The organism is Thermogutta hypogea, assembly GCF_055386265.1.
Genome location: NZ_AP042425.1, coordinates 2106641 through 2119621, shown reverse-complemented (window position 1 = coordinate 2119621; position 12981 = coordinate 2106641). Strand labels below are relative to the sequence as shown.

At 60.6% G+C, this 12981-nt stretch carries 11 protein-coding genes; 8 read left to right on the top strand and 3 right to left on the bottom strand.

Features of this window, described 5'->3' with window-relative positions; translation table 11 throughout:
- Positions 1-78 precede the first annotated feature (78 nt).
- Both ACZ5B4_RS07620 and tilS read right to left on the bottom strand, forming a co-directional pair.
- The gene (locus tag ACZ5B4_RS07620; protein WP_464913836.1) at positions 79-291 is read right to left on the bottom strand and encodes an FmdB family zinc ribbon protein; all 213 of its coding nucleotides are present in this window, start codon (positions 289-291) and stop codon (positions 79-81) included.
- Positions 292-377: 86 nt separating this feature from the next.
- On the bottom strand, positions 378-1397 hold the full coding sequence (gene tilS, locus ACZ5B4_RS07615) for a tRNA lysidine(34) synthetase TilS (protein ID WP_464913835.1): 1020 nt from the start codon (positions 1395-1397) through the stop codon (positions 378-380).
- A 962-nt stretch (positions 1398-2359) separates the two neighbouring features.
- Here tilS and rny point away from each other — a divergent pair.
- The 8 genes from rny to glnD all read left to right on the top strand — a co-directional run bounded on the left by rny (position 2360) and on the right by glnD (position 12077).
- Positions 2360-3919 (top strand): ribonuclease Y, encoded by a 1560-nt coding sequence (gene rny / locus ACZ5B4_RS07610; protein WP_464913834.1) that lies wholly within the window; start codon positions 2360-2362, stop codon positions 3917-3919.
- Positions 3920-4024: 105 nt separating this feature from the next.
- Positions 4025-4882, top strand: a complete 858-nt coding sequence (locus tag ACZ5B4_RS07605) for a TIGR00282 family metallophosphoesterase (protein ID WP_464913833.1) — start codon at positions 4025-4027, stop codon at positions 4880-4882.
- Entirely contained in the window at positions 4875-5414 is a 540-nt protein-coding gene (locus ACZ5B4_RS07600) for a DUF2752 domain-containing protein (RefSeq protein WP_464913832.1), read from the top strand. The genes ACZ5B4_RS07605 and ACZ5B4_RS07600 overlap by 8 nt, the downstream gene beginning before the upstream one ends.
- A 73-nt stretch (positions 5415-5487) precedes the next feature.
- Positions 5488-6138 (top strand): hypothetical protein, encoded by a 651-nt coding sequence (locus tag ACZ5B4_RS07595; RefSeq protein ID WP_464913831.1) that lies wholly within the window; start codon positions 5488-5490, stop codon positions 6136-6138.
- A gap of 269 nt (positions 6139-6407) precedes the next feature.
- Positions 6408-6992 (top strand): cob(I)yrinic acid a,c-diamide adenosyltransferase, encoded by a 585-nt coding sequence (locus ACZ5B4_RS07590; protein ID WP_464913830.1) that lies wholly within the window; start codon positions 6408-6410, stop codon positions 6990-6992.
- Between the two features lie 356 nt (positions 6993-7348).
- On the top strand, positions 7349-8869 hold the full coding sequence (locus ACZ5B4_RS07585; protein ID WP_464913829.1) for an ammonium transporter: 1521 nt from the start codon (positions 7349-7351) through the stop codon (positions 8867-8869).
- Positions 8870-9068: 199 nt separating this feature from the next.
- Positions 9069-9410, top strand: coding sequence for a P-II family nitrogen regulator (locus tag ACZ5B4_RS07580; RefSeq protein ID WP_464913828.1), 342 nt, complete (start codon positions 9069-9071; stop codon positions 9408-9410).
- Positions 9411-9455: 45 nt separating this feature from the next.
- Positions 9456-12077, top strand: coding sequence for a [protein-PII] uridylyltransferase (gene glnD, locus ACZ5B4_RS07575; protein ID WP_464913827.1), 2622 nt, complete (start codon positions 9456-9458; stop codon positions 12075-12077).
- On the opposite strand, the gene ACZ5B4_RS07570 is transcribed toward glnD, so the two are convergent.
- On the bottom strand, positions 12055-12573 hold the full coding sequence (locus ACZ5B4_RS07570; protein WP_464913826.1) for a hypothetical protein: 519 nt from the start codon (positions 12571-12573) through the stop codon (positions 12055-12057). The two genes, glnD and ACZ5B4_RS07570, sit on opposite strands and share 23 nt — an antisense overlap.
- Positions 12574-12981: the final 408 nt, after the last annotated feature.

Here is a 12981-nt window from a genome sequence, read left to right as displayed (position 1 = left end):
GCGGGAAACGGACGACAGGCCGGGACCGGACGAATTGGCCCGGCCTGTCATATTCGAGGATGGAAAACGCGGGGCTTTTTATCCCAGCCCGCAGGCTCCTCCCCCGCAGCAGCCGAAGTTGTTGCCGCACGGCGGTGGATCCGCAGATTTGCCGATGCGCGCTGAGGCCGCGCTGAGCAATTTTGTCAAACGGCGGCTTCCACACTTCGGGCACTGCGGCGATTCATTACCGTGTGTCAGGTACTCGAAGCGTTCCCCGCAATTTGGGCATTCGTACTCGTACAACGGCATGGATACTTTCTCCTTTACAATTCAGCCTGAAGGAAGTCTCCGACATAGTGGGTAAGAGGATCGCCATGGCGATCAGGTCGGTCCGCTCACCCCGTCACATGTTCCAAAACCAGGTATTCGCCTTCCCTGCGAGCGAGGATGCTTCCGGGGAGCGAGCGAACGAGCGATTTCCTGGCGGTAGGTAAGCCGGCTTCGCGAACCATTTCCAACAGCTCCGTCCATTGCCGATATCCCATCTCTCGTAGCGGCCAGCCCTGATGTCGCCAGGCGGTACGCAAAACTTCCTTTATAAGGAATGGATGTAGTCTGCGGAGTTCGGTTACATCCAGACGAAGGGACGCGGCGGTAGTTTGGGCAACGACTCGGGGCCAAGCGACGGATACCTGCGATTGCACAAAATCTTCGCACTCTCGCGCCAGATCGGCCAAGCGACTGAGATGGATCGCCGCCGTTCCGGAGACTTGAGCCTGGAGCAGCGGCAAAATACCGTGACGCAAGGCGTTGCGGCGAAACCTGGGGTCTCCGTTGGAGCGATCCAGGCGGTAGCTTTGGCCGAGAGTTTCCAGGTAGTCGAGGATTTCTTTGCGAAAAAAAGCGAGGAGCGGTCGCGTCAGGGCGGCCGCTCCGAAAGGCCGAACTCGTGGGATGCCGGCCAGACCGCGAAGGCCGGAGCCGCGGGCCAGACGAAAGAGCACGGTTTCCGCCTGGTCGTCGGCCGTATGGCCGGTGAGCACGTAGCGCGCCCCCCACGATTCCGTCTGTTCCAAGAGCACGGCGTATCGCTTTTTCCGAGCGGCATCCTCCAAGCTACCGTGCATGTCTTCCCCGGGAAGCAGAGGGCATTCGAGGATTCGACAGGGGAAGCCGTGCTGCTGAGCCGCCTCATTCGTGAATTGGGCGTCATCATCGGAGTCCGCGCCGCGGAGTTGGTGATTGACATGCACGACTAGGATGCGACGGCGTTCGTTTAGGGGCGAAGCGTCGGCGATGAGCCGAAGGAGCGCGATGCTGTCCGGCCCGCCCGAAACCGCCAAGATCATGCGCCGACCCAGCCACTTGTCAGGCGAGAAGGACTGTTCAAACCTTTGCTGCAACGGATGTTTCATCTCAGATCGCTTTTCCGCCAAACCTCCGCGGCGAAAGAGCGGGATCGGGGCAAACCGCCGGCGAAATCACGCGCACCATGGGGTTGCCTTTCCGGCCTTAGGCGTCAGCGCCCGGAAGGCTTCCGACTTCTGCATCGGGAAAACCTGGTACGCTTTTTGCTCTGAAGCGGTGTTGCTGTTGATCCTGCCGAGCTTTATTATAAAGGTTACCCTCCGGGCGCGTCTTGGACGTCATCCCTGGGGGAGGTTTTCGTTGGGTGGATTGGTTGGACCGCTGTATCGTTGCATCAACGGCGGCGGGAACCATGGCGGTTTCCGGGGATCGACCGGAAAACCGAGATGAGTCGGACGCTACAAACTACGGTTGATTAGGCATTTGGCTGGCTGACGTTGAAACGCGCGGCGCGACCTTGAGACCGGCGGCGGAACCGATGGGCTTGCTTCAGATTCTATGCGGCTTAGTGACCATCCTGTGGCGATTGGCGTATCGCCACGGGAGAGTTATGGACGCTGAGAACAAGCTTTCTCCGCCGGCGATGGGTCTCTCGCTGTCCGCTCGGGATTCAGTTCGGCGTCGGTATCTGGCTCGATTTTCGCGGGCCTCGCCGACGGTTTTCGGCAAAAGAGCGAACCGGATCGCCACGTCGGAGGCGGCGCTGTGCTCAAACGGCCGTTTCGGTGGGCAAAGGCCGGCACTCTGCCGGTGGAGCCAGAAAACCGTGGTGCCCTTGCCGCGCGTGGGTTCAACATGGAACCCGCTCGCACGTCTTGACTGCTCTCTCGGTGCTTGTCGATTGCAAGCAAACGGAGCGAAATGACTCATCCCTCCGGCAGTTTTTCCGGGGAAGGATGAGCGTATTCTCGGCATCGTCCGCCGGTAGCGGAGGACGCCGATTCGCATCCGTAATCTTGCCCGGCCGTCGCCCGTGTTCTCGCCCCGATAGCTTCGCGAGGACGTAGCTGTGTCACCCGGACAAACTATTTTCGTTGCCGTTCTGTGCGTTTTGGTGGCGGGCCTGACGGTGACGTTGGTCAAATTGCTCGACTACCTACGGCGCAAAGATGCCGAATCCGAGGCTCGGCGGATCTTGGATCAGGCCAAGCTGGAGGCCGATAACATCCGGCGCGAGGCGGATCTGGAAATCAAGGAAAAGGACATTCAGCAGCGTGCCCAGCGCGAGGCGGAGTTCCAGAAGATTCGGGATGAGTTGTATCAAAAAGAACGCGCTTTGGCAAAGCGAGAAGACGAGCTCGATGCTCAGGCCGAGCAATTGCGGAAACAGGAACGCATCGTCGAGACGACGCAGCGCAAGCTGACGGACCGTTTGGAGGAGGTCGGGCGGCGCAAGGAGGAGCTTCAAAAATTGCTGGACATGCAGCGGCAGGTGCTGCACGAGGTGAGCGGATTGAGCCGCGAAGAGGCCACCAAGCGGCTCATGGACGTCTTGGAGATGCAACTGCAACAGGAAACGGGGGCCTTGGTGCTCCGTTACGAGCAGCGATTGCAGGAAATGTGCCGCGAAAAGAGTCGCGAGATTCTATTGACGGCCATCCAACGGTATGCAGCGGCTCACACCGCCGAGACCACGACCAGTACGGTCGATATTCCCAACGACGAGATGAAGGGGCGGATCATCGGGCGAGAGGGACGCAACATCCGAGCATTCGAGAAGGCCACGGGCGTGGACGTCATCATCGACGACACTCCCGGCGTGGTGATCGTCAGCGCCTTCGATACGGTCCGCCGAGAGGTCGCCAGGCTCGCCTTGAATAAGCTCATCGCCGACGGCAGGATTCACCCTTCCCGGATTGAGGAAATCGTGCTCGAAACCCAGCAAGAGCTGGACCAATACATCCGCACCATGGGTGAGGCGGCGGTGCAAGAAGTCGATGTCCGCGGCCTGCATGAACGTCTGATCTATTTGCTCGGGCGGTTGCATTTTCGGACTAGTTACAGCCAGAATGTGTTGCGGCACAGCATCGAAGTGGCGTTCCTGGCGGGGATGATCGCCGACGAATTGGGGTTGGACGCGGCTTTGGCACGGCGTTGCGGCCTACTGCACGACATCGGCAAAGCCGCCGATCACGAGGCCGAGGGCGGACACCCCAAGATCGGCGCGGAGCTGCTCAAGCGATATGGGGAACCCGCCGAAGTCGTGCACGCGGCGATCGGCCACCATGACGATCTGCGGGTCGAGAATGCGTACACGGTGATGGTGGCGGCGGCCGACGCGTGCAGCGCGGCCCGGCCCGGCGCACGCCGCGAAACTTTGGAACGTTACATTAAACGAATGGAGGAGCTGGAGGGCATCGCCGGAAGCTTCCCCGGCGTGGAGCAGGCCTACGCGATCCAAGCCGGACGCGAGTTACGGGTCATGGTCAACGCCAAGGAGACCACGGACGAGACCGCGGCCAAGATTTGCCGCGACATCGCGCGGGCCTTCGAAGAGCGACTGAACTATCCCGGCGAAATCAAGGTGACGGTCTTGCGCGAAGTGCGGCATACCGACATCGCGCGTTGAGCGTGGCCGATTCCGCAGCCGGCGGAGGAAGGATGCACCGGGGCGCCGGCTGAGGCTTGGCATCGCTTTTGGGGCGATGATCGTAGTGAATGGAAAGGCTTTTTCGTGCGCGTGCTGATGGTGGGTGATGTGGTGGGGAAGCCGGGGCGATCCATCGTCCGCGCCGCGATGCCTTTGTTGCGGCGGTTTCTCAAGCTCGATTTTGTGGTCGTGAACGCGGAAAACGCCGCCGGCGGCTCCGGGCTGACGCCGGAGTTTTATTACGAAATCGTGGAGGCGGGCGCCAATTGCATTACCATGGGCGACCATGTCTATGCGCGTAAGCAGATCGAATCCGTCTTGACGGCGGAATCTCGGATCGTTCGCCCCGCCAATTACCCGCGCGAGGCTCCCGGTCGTGAATACACGATCCTCGCCGCGGCCAACGGCGAGCCTGTGGCCGTGATCAGCTTACTGGGCCGGGTTTTCATGAAGCCCGTGGACTGCTATCTCGCCGCCGCGGACCGCGTGTTAGAGCAGCTCAGCGGCAGGATTCGCGTGATCCTCGTCGACTTCCACGCCGAAGCGACCAGCGACAAGCAAGTCTTGGCCCGCTACCTGGACGGACGTGTTTCCGCCGTGCTGGGGACGCATACGCACGTCGCCACGGCCGATTCTCAAATCCTGCCGGGCGGCACCGCTTTTCAGTGCGACCTGGGAATGACCGGCCCTCACGAAAGCATCATCGGTCGCAGAATCGACCGGGTATTGCATACCACGCGGACGTTCGAACCCACCCCCTTCGACGTGGCTACGGAAGATGTGCGGCTGAACGGGGCGGTGGTCGAGATCGATTCAGGGACGGGAAAAGCGACGGCGATTTGCCGCCTGTCTTTGTCGGCAGAGGATGCCCGGGAAACGACCTTGTCAAAAAAGGTCGAGAACGATATCCTCCCCGCGCTGATGGGAAAAGGGCATGCATGAGTTCGCCCCGATTGGGTCTCCGGCCTCGCAAGCGGGATCGCCGCAGCGAAGCACGCAGGGCGACGAGGGCACGATCCTCGCCGCGCGGGTGACGGCAGGCGCGCCGCATCCCCGGAAATTGCGGTCCGCGGAGAGGTGGACGGCGGCGCTGGGAGGGGCGTTCATGGTGGTCCTCTTCCTGGTCGCGCGGATTATCGTCCCTTCCGACCGCGGCTACGGCAGCCATCAGTCATTGGGTTTACCGGCCTGCACCAGCGTGGCTCTTTTGGGAATTCGTTGCCCCACGTGCGGCATGTCCACCGCTTGGGCCAATTTTGTGAGGGGACGTTGGGCTGCGGCCGTGCGGGCCAGTGTGACGGGGTCGGCCTTGGCGATTACGGCACTGCCGGTTTGGGTGTGGCTGACCCTCGCCGCCCTGGAAGGCCGCTGGCGGCTGGTAAGGCCGACGCCGCAAGGCGTGGTGGCAGCCCAGTTGGTATTCGTTGTTGCGGCCTTGGCCGAATGGATCGTTCGCCTCTGGATGGGAAGCTGAGAACCGAGGCAGAAGGCGTCGAAGATCGCTTCCAGAAGCGGACTTCGGGTCCTTCCCCAAGTAAGGAAACGCCATGCGAGATGCACGGACGCCGAAGGTGACTTTGTTGGCCGGGATGGTCTCCGTTTTGCTGCTGACCGCCGGATGCAGCGCCTTGGCCACGGCCATGTGGGTGACGGGGGCCTACAAGAACCAGGCCGAGTTTCCCATCCAAAAGGAGAAGAAAGTCGCCGTGGTTGCCCGACCGATGGTGACGCTCACCTACCGCGATGCTCATGTGGACAAGGATTTGGCGCGGCGCGTCCGAGCGATCCTCGCGAGGGAACTGCCCAAGGTGCAATTCATTGAGCAGCAAAAGGTGGAACGCTGGTTGGATGAAAACACGTGGGAGAACTACAGTGATGTCGGCAAGGCGGTCGGGGCCGATTATGTGATCGGCGTCGATCTTGAGGAGTTCGGTTTGTACAAAGGGCAGACCGTCTATCAGGGCACGGCCTCGTTGCTGGTTCAGGCGTATGATTGCGCGACGGGAAACCGCGTTTATGAGAAGCGTTTGAATAATATTCAGTATCCGCCCAACGGAGTCGTCCCCACTGCGGAGGTTTTGGAACCGGACTTCCGCCGTGAGTTCGTGACGGTCTTGGCCGAGTTCGCCGCGAGGCCGTTCCACTCTTGGGACCCGAATGAAGACGTGGCGTTGGACGCCAGGTCGCTGAACCGCTGATTATCGAGCGGCTCCCATGCCTACGTGCGAACGCGATTGCATCTTGTCTCACGGCCGCCGAAGCCGCGGTTCATCAATCCGCAGTCGGGAACTTGAAATTCTCGGGATCGCGGCGATCATTCCATCTAGGATGGGTCGTTAGGGTCCGTCACACATCGTGTTAGCGCCGGAGGCCGTCGTGTTTGACGCGAGGGCCGTGCCTCGTCCGGCTTGCGGCACGAAACGGATCGGCTGATTCGGCGGTTGAGGATAATGGAGTGATCGGAGTTATGGCGAAGATTTATACGCGGTCGGGGGATTCCGGGGAAACGGGGCTTTATCGTGGTCCCCGTGTCGGCAAGGACTGCCTGCGCATCGAGGCGTACGGCACGGTGGATGAGCTGAATTCGTGGATCGGCTTGCTACGAACGGAGCCCATTCCCTCGGAAATCGATCGATTGTTGGAAACGATCCAACATCGTCTTTTCGAACTGGGGGCGGAATTGGCAACTCCGGACGCCGAGCGCCACGGGACGCGCTACATTCAGGCGGAGCATGTCCGCGAATTGGAAGGAGCGATCGACCGGCTGGATGCCGACTTGGAGCCCTTGACGCGGTTTATTCTTCCCGGTGGGAGCCGAGCCGGGGCACTCGCCCATGTGGCGAGGACGGTCTGCCGCCGCGCGGAAAGACGCCTCGTGGCCTTGATTCGAGAGGCTTTGGCGCTTGGTACTCCCTTGTCTCCAACATCGCTTGGTTTTCTTAACCGCTTGAGCGATTTGCTTTTCGTCTTGGCCCGTTGGCTGAATAAACGGGCCGGGACGAAGGAAAGCCCCTGGGATCCGCCCGCGCGCGAGAAGCCGTCCAGTGGCTGAGCAAGCCTCTTAACTGTGCACAAAAGCACAGAAAAAAGGCATGGCCGCGTAGGGGCGGTGAGCACAGTTTTTTGGTTTTCAGCTAGCGTGTGTGCTCCCGCTCCCGAACGTGGTTCTTTTCGCTGCTCTCTGCGGTTTTGTCCCGCCAGTGCTGGGAGTCAATAACGCGATTGCTCCACAAAGTGCGATCATAATGGGCATTAATGCCTATTATGTGTTCGTATGGCGGGTTCGGATATTTTAGGAATCGCATTTGCCAAACCATCTCGACACTGCGAGTCGGCTCTGGAGTTGTGCGAAGGCGTCTTCGCGATCAACTGGAAACGAACGTTCTGTCGAATGGGATGTGCGAAACGATGAGATTATTGCCCGAGACCCGTGGATGGAACATCCTCCGAGGATTCGCTTATGTGATGGCGGCGCTGCTGGGCTTGACGCCCCTCGCGATGGCGGAGGAGGCGGCCGGTACCGACGTTGTGCCCTCTGAATCGTCAGGGGCGGTCGAAACGGCAAAACCCTTCGACGAAATGACGGTGGACGAAAAGCTGGCGGTCCTGTCGGCGTCCGCACTGGAGCTGGATGAAACCGGCCATGTTGCGAGCGGTGCGTTGTTTAAGGACGTGAATATCCTGTGGACCTGTCTTGCGGCGTTCCTCGTCTTTTTCATGCAGGCCGGGTTTGCGGCGGTCGAGATCGGGTTTACCCGCGCGAAGAACGCCTGCAACATCTTGATGAAGAACTTGCTGGATTTCTCCGTTGGGAGCCTGGTTTTCTGGTTGCTGGGTTTTGGATTGATGTTCGGCGTTACCAACGGGCTGTTTGGGACCACCCACTTCCTCTTCAGTGATGGTGGAGAGGACAACTGGGGGTGGGCGTTCCTGATCTTTCAGACCGTGTTTTGCGCTACCGCGGCGACCATTGTGAGCGGTGCCGTGGCTGAGCGGATCCACTTCCATGCCTATTTGATCTACTCCGCGGTCATCAGTGCGTTGGTGTATCCCATCTTCGGAAGTTGGGCCTGGGGAAGCCTGTGGCAGGGTTCCGGCTGGCTGGAGAACCTGGGGTTCCATGATTTCGCCGGGTCGACGGTAGTTCACTCGATTGGCGGTTGGGCCGGTCTGGCAGGGGCGATCGCCCTCGGCCCCCGGATCGGGAAATTCCGTGATGGAAGGATCAATCCCATCCCCGGGCATAACATACCGCTGGCCGGGCTGGGAGTGTTCATCCTTTGGCTTGGGTGGTTCGGTTTCAACCCGGGGAGCACCACAGCCGTGGGCGGCGGCAATTTTGCCTACATCGCCGTCACGACGAACCTGGCCGCCGCTGCCGGTACCGTCGCGGCGCTGATCGCCTCGTGGATCCTCTTTAAGAAACCGGACCCCACGTTCGCTTTGAACGGTGCCTTGGCGGGCTTGGTCGCCATCACGGCCGGCTGTGACGTGCTCCCGGTTCCTTATGCAGTTCTTACCGGGATCTTGGCGGGTGTCGCCGTCGTCTTTTCCGTGCTATTCTTCGATCGAATCCGCGTCGATGATCCCGTCGGAGCGGTTTCCGTCCATGGTGTTTGCGGCGCCCTCGGTACGCTGGCGGTGGGACTTTTCAGCAGGGACGGCGGCTTGTTCACCGGGGGCGGGCTGAGTCTCTTGGCGGTGCAAGCCCTGGGCGTCGTTGTCGCATTTGTTTGGGCCTTCGGACTTGCGCTGCTCTTGTTTTATGGAATCAAGTTCACCGTCGGACTGCGGGTCTCTCCGGAGCAGGAGTTGGCGGGCATGGACATCACGGAGCACGGGATGCTCGCCTATCCGGAGGTATTCGTTGTAGAATCCGGGCCGTCGGCTTCGAGCTTGGGACCGTACACCACCGCTCGGCCGTCTTGACGATGCCGGGTTTCCGGTCGATATTCCAAGCAGGATTCGGCGATCGGCCCCCGAGAGAACGAGGATCGGCGGATCGTGCTCGACTTCGGATGCGAGTCGCATTCGAGCGTAGAAATCGGGGCATCGAAAGTCTTCCCGGCAGGCATGGCATAACCCTCATTCGATTTGCTTCGCAACTCCGCTGATAAGGAGCGACGGTATGAAAAAGGTCGAAGCCGTGATTCGGCACTTCAAGTTGGAGGACGTCAAGGCCGCCCTTACCAAGCGCGGCGTTCAAGGTTTGACGGTCGTCGAGGTTCGGGGATTCGGACGGCAGCGCGGCCATACCGAAGTCTACCGGGGAACCGAGTATAGCGTGGATTTGGTCCCCAAAATCAAGATCGAGGTGGTCGTTCCGGACGAAGATGTGAACGGGGTCGTCGAGGCCGTGGTGGAAGCGGCGTACACCGGCCAAGTGGGCGACGGGAAGGTTTTTATCAGCGACATCACCGGCGCCGTGCGGATTCGAACTCGCGAGACGGACGATCAGGCCCTGAAATAGTGATGGGAGCCTTCCGATGCCGATTACGGATGGCGATCGTACCCAATGATTACGCGGATTGCGTCGCACATCGAAGCCTTGAGGCAGCGATCCGCCGCGCATTCGGCTGAAATTGCCAGGATGATACGCGACGGCCGGCCGGGGTTGGAAGTCGCCGCGGCGGCGACGGCCATGCGGGATGAGCTCGTGCTCGCCTTGTGGGGCCGTTGCTTGGTCGGGGTTGTCGGCGCGATGCCGATGCGGGCTTGCCTGCTAGCCGTGGGCGGATATGCGAAACGACGCCTGTGCCCCTTCTCCGACGTCGACCTGCTGCTGATCGTCGCGGATCGGGATTCCACCCCCGTCGCCAAGAGTTGCGAGCCGTTTTTCCGCGATCTGTATGACGTCGGACTGGATGTGGGGTTCAGCGTTCGCGCGATGGACCGGACTTGGGAGACGGCAATCCAGGATCCGCGGTTTTGTACGAGTCTGCTGCACGTTCGCTTGCTTTGGGGCGACGAGGATTTGCTGCAAGATTGGCGAGCACGCTTCGGGCGATTCTTGCGGCGAAATGCGTCCCGGTTGATTCTTGCCGCGGAAGCCGAACGGAGTCGCGAGAGGGCCGAGTACGGCGACACCGTCTATTTGCTCCAGCCCAATGTCAAGCGCTCACCGGGGACGCTGCGCGATATCCAGTTCATCGAATGGATGGCGGCGTTTCGATTTCAGGACACGGGACTGGAGGGCTTCATACGATCGGATGCCATGACGGAGGAGGAGGCTGCCGCCATTCGCGAAGCGGAGGATTTCCTGCTGCGCGTCCGCCAGAGCCTGCATTGCGCAGCGGGCAAGGCGGACGACACCCTCTCGCGAGCCGCCCAGTGGTCGCTGGCTGAAGCCTGGGGGTTTTCCTCCGGCGGCGGGTTGTTGGGCGTCGAGAAGTTCATGCAGGAGTATTTTCGCCTTACGGAGCAAGTGGACGCCATTCGCACCCGCGTTTTCGCCCATGTCGATCCTCGCCGCCGTCTCCGCCGTACCTGGGGGAAAATCCTCGCGAAGAAGGTGGGACCTTTCGTCCGTGTCGCCGGCGGAGAGATTGTCTTATCGCAAGAGGTCAAAACTGGGACGCCGCGGGATTATCTTCCGCTGTTGTCGTTGATGGAATCCGCGCTGCAATACGACGCGGAGATATCTCCCAACGTCTGGCATTGGCTGGCGTTGCACCGCGAGGCACTTCCTGCGGAACCCTCGCGAAGTGAGCGGGAAAGGTTTTTCGGTTTGCTTGACAGCACGGTTCGGCTTCCGGAGCTGCTCCGCCATCTTCACGCGCTGCGGCTGCTCGAGCGGTTTATCCCGGCCTTTGGTCCGGCGCGAGGGTTGTTGCAGTTCAATCAGTATCACAAGTTCACCGTGGACCAGCACAGCCTGATCGCTTTGGAACGGGCCGTGGAACTGTCGCGTGATCAAGGCCTGCTTGGTCGAACGTATTCCGCCGTCCGCGACAAGGCGATCCTGCATGCCGCGATCCTGTTGCACGACCTGGGGAAGGGCCGCGACGAAGACCATTGCACGGTGGGGGCGAGGATCGCCGAAGAGACCTCGCAAAGATTCCGTTTGTCGGAGGACCGGGCCGAACATCTGATCTATCTTGTCCAGAATCACCTGCGGATGAATCATTTGGCCTTGCGACGCGACTTGAGCGAGGAAAAGCCGGTAGTGGATTTCGCGGTGGAAGTCGGTTCGCCGGAGCGGCTGCGCATGCTGTACGTGCTGACGGCGGTCGACCTGATGGCCGTCGGTCCCGGCAATTGGACGGGTTGGAAGGCCGATCTATTGGCCGAGCTGTATCAACGCGCTATGCGCTGCATCTCGGATTCCGGCGATATCCTTCTGGCGGGAGACGAGCTCCTGGAAGAGCGTCGCGAGGAAATCTTGGCTCAACCGGCGGTACGCGAACTCGATTCCGAGTTTCGCGGACTCATACCGACATTGCCGGCTGGTTATCTCCTTTCCGCCGATCCGCGGCGTATTGCCGAGGATCTCAAGCTGCTGGCGGGATTGGGCGATCAACCGGTCGCAATCGCCGTGGAATTCGTGCCCGCCACGGAAAGCGTGGTGTGGACCGTGGCGACGCGAGAAAAGGCCGCGGAGGGCGTATTTCATCGTCTAGCGGGCGCCCTGACCAGTAGCGGCCTCTCCATTCTGTCGGCGCAAATCCATACACTTCCCCGCGGTTTGATTTTGGATCGTTTTTGGGTCCGGGATGCGTATTACGGCGGGGAACCGCCGCCCGAGCGATTGCGGGAAATTCGCGCGGAACTCTTGCGGGCGCTTTCCTCGTCGAGCCGATTTGAGCCGGTCTTTCGAGAACGATGGGCGCCGCCCGGTGCGCGGCCGCATGATTTCACGCAGGCCGCCGTCCGGGTGGAAATCGACAATACTTCGTTACCGGACTTCACGATTATCGAGGTCTTCGCCAACGACCGCGCAGGCTTGCTTTACCGAATCGCCAAGACGTTGTTCGAAGAGGGATGTTCGGTGTGGCGAGCCAAGGTGGGAACGTATCTGGACCAGGCGGTGGACGTGTTTTATGTGACGGACCGCGGCGGGGCTAGGATATCGGATGCCACGCTCCTTGCCCGAATCAAGAGTCGCCTGCTCGACGTCATCCAGCGGAAGGAGGCGTGATTCCTCCCTCTTGCTTGGCCGCGTGGTCGGGTGACGTTCCCTCTTCCCAGCGACTTAGAAACCGGCAACCCACGAGCACGCGTCGCTCCGCTTGGGCCGGGGTGTAGGGGGATTCGTCTTCGTCGCCGGTGTCCATTTCCTCGGGCATGATGTCGCCGTTGGAATACACGTACACGGCCGCGGTGTGCGCTACCTCGGCGAGCAGAAACACCTTTTTTCGGGGACAAGACAGCTCCACGACCAATCGTTGGAAGCGGGGTTGCTCGGTCAGCAGAAAGGCGATGCCCCCGCCGTTCAGATCGTAGCACTGAACGGGGATGAAATCTCCCAAACGCTGAGTCGCTTCGTCTTCGACCGGAGCGATGCGTTGGGTCATAGCGTACTGGGTGCGCCGTCGCACGCGGCGGTTTTCCAGCAATGTGCCGTGAGAATGCCGCACGATCCGATGAATCAATTCGTAGAAACCGGCATCACCGGCCGCTTCCACGGTAGGCATGGTTTCGATCCAGTTCTGCGGTGATACGAGAATTGGGGCTTACGACGTCCTCCCGAATGCCGGTAACACCAATGGATTCGGAAACGGAATCGGACTTGGCTTGATTTCGATTCGCAAGCCGTGACTCGAATCGAGGGTTAGTTGGCGGTCGCTATAGGCGCGCGACCCGCTCTGAAAAGATATAGCTTACGATGTGTCGATTCGGCAAACTCCTGCGACTAGGGAGAGGGGAGTCGCATGGTTTGTGCCGGGCGGACCCGACGGCCGGCGACAGCTCTCGGAACGGCGCATCGGTTTGAAGGCTTTGTGGTTTCTCGCCGTGCTCCGCTTCCGAATCGCGGCTTGACGGGCCGCGTTTCGGAGCACTAAAGTGAATTTTCAATCCGCATCCTCGCAACCGGCAGGATT